Source organism: Streptomyces sp. NPDC004658 (genome assembly GCF_040609555.1).
In the GTDB taxonomy this organism is placed as follows: domain Bacteria; phylum Actinomycetota; class Actinomycetes; order Streptomycetales; family Streptomycetaceae; genus Streptomyces.
Genome location: NZ_JBEXKG010000370.1, coordinates 1 through 2,153, shown reverse-complemented (window position 1 = coordinate 2,153; position 2,153 = coordinate 1). Strand labels below are relative to the sequence as shown.

At 76.5% G+C, this 2,153-nt stretch carries 2 protein-coding genes; both read left to right on the top strand.

Features of this window, described 5'->3' with window-relative positions; all coding sequences use genetic code 11:
* The first annotated feature begins 274 nt into the window (after positions 1 to 274).
* A complete protein-coding gene (locus ABZV94_RS41390; RefSeq protein ID WP_356350236.1) occupies positions 275 to 1,129 on the top strand; it encodes a hypothetical protein in 855 nt (284 codons plus the stop codon).
* The coding region (locus tag ABZV94_RS41385) for a serine/threonine-protein kinase (RefSeq protein ID WP_356350233.1) at positions 1,126 to 2,153 on the top strand (1,028 nt) is incomplete at its 3' end. The genes ABZV94_RS41390 and ABZV94_RS41385, both read left to right, overlap by 4 nt.

Below are 2,153 nucleotides of genomic sequence, written 5' to 3'. Positions count from 1 at the left end.
GCCCGGGAACGCTCCGCTCCGCGGGCCGCGTCCAGTACCTGCTCCGCCGTCAGGGGCCGGCACCGCTCGTGCGGGAGGCGGTCCGGGGCGGCTCAGCGGTACGCGGTCCGGGCAGGCGGCGCCGTTCCGCGGCCGGTCGGCTCGCGGCAGGCCCGGGACTGTGTGACAGCCGTGGCACAGCTGGGCCACGATCGCCAACAGCTGCCCGGCGCACGCAAGTTGCCGCCTAGCATGAGATCGACGGGTGGTCCGGCGATGCCTGGGGGAACGTGTGGTGCTGGCAGGGGTGGCGGCACGGCTCGGCTGCGCGGTGGCGGTGTGCGGCGCGGTACTGGCCGGCTGTACCTCCGGTGGGGACGCATCCCGCGGACCGGCGGCCGGGACGGCGGCCCAGGGCGCGGCGAGCGCCCGTCCCTCGCCGACCGCCGTGGTCGACGTCGACCCCGCCAAGGTCCCGACGACCGCGGCCGGGGCCGCCGCCCTGATCCGCGATGTCCTCGCACAGCCCTCCGCGTTCGGCCCGGACGCGGTCCGCCGCAGCCCGTACGAGAGCGACCCCCGGCGCTGGGCGGTGCTCGGCGACGACTGCGTCTGGCGGCAGCGGGCGCTCCCGAAGGACGTCCTCGCCTCCCTGACCCGCCATTACGAGATCCCGGCGAGCGGCGGCCGGGGGCCGCTCACGCTCAGCGCCGTCGTCACCGTGCACCGGACCGCCGAGCAGGCCGACTGGGAGAACGCCGAGGTGCTGGAGGAGATGCTGCGCTGCCCCTCCCAGTTGCTGCGCTCCGGCGAGGTGCTCACCGACCTGAACGACGTCCCGAACGCCCTCGGCGACTCCGGGAACGACTACGCCGACGACACCCTGACCGAGACCGGCGCCTACACCAGCGACCGGCTCGGCGGTCCCCACCCGTACGTCTGGGAGCAGACCCGTATCGGCCCGGTCACCGTCGCGGTCTCGGCCAAGGGCGCCAAGGGCTGGTCCAGGACCGACCTCTTCGACCGGCTGAGGGACCCGCATACGAGGATGCGCACCGAACTGCGGCGCGAGATCGAGCGGGACGCCCCGGACCGGACCGGCTCGCCCTCGGCGTCCGGGTCGGCCGTCACGAAGGGCGGCCGCCGATGACCGAGAGGCTCACCCCCGCCGACCCGGCCCGGATCGGCGGCCACCGGCTGCTCGCCCGGCTCGGCGCGGGCGGCATGGGCGTGGTATACCTCGGCCGTGCGCAGTCCGGGGAGCTGGCCGCCGTCAAGGTGATCCTGCCGGAGTACGCCGACCAGCCCGAGTTCCGCGCGCGGTTCCGCCGTGAGGTCGCCGCCGCCCGGCGCGTGGACAGCCCGTGGGCCGTACCCGTGACCGGCGCCGACCCGGACGCTCCCGCGCCCTGGCTGGCCACCGCGTTCGTGCCCGGGCCCTCGCTCGCCGAGGCGGTCGCCGCCTGTGGTCCGCTGCCGCCGCGCGGGGTGCGTGTGCTCGGCCGGATGCTGGCCCGGGCGCTGAGCGCCGTGCACGAGGCGGGCCTCGTGCACCGCGACGTCAAGCCCGGCAACGTCCTCCTCGCCCTGGACGGCCCGCGCCTGATCGACTTCGGCATCGCGCGCGCGACCGAGGAGACGGCCCTCACCTCGGCCGGCATGGTCGTCGGCACCCCCGGCTTCCTGGCGCCCGAACAGGCGCGGGCACAGCCCGCCACCCCCGCCGGTGACGTCTTCTCCCTCGGCTGCCTCCTCTCCTACGCCGCCACCGGCCGCCCGCCCTTCGGCACCGGGGCCGTGGACGCCCTTCTCTACCGCACCGTGCACGACGAGCCCGACCTCGACGGCCTCCCCGACGACCTGCGCGAGCTGCTGGAGCGCTGTCTCGCCAAGGACCCGGCCGCCCGGCCCACCGCCCGCGAGGTGGACGAGGCGCTCGGCGTGGACGCTCCCGCCGGCACCGACGACTGGCTGCCCGACGACGTCGTACGGCTCATCGCGGACCGCTCCGCCGCGATGCTCGCCCTGCCGGACATCGAGGCGACGGCCCTCGACGCGACAACGGCCGAGCGGTCGGCGGGAGTTCCCGAGGACGAACGGCCCACGGACGTTCCCGAGGACGCGCCGCGGCGCCCGGGCAGCCGCCGCCGCTCCCTGCTCCTCGGCGGCGCGGC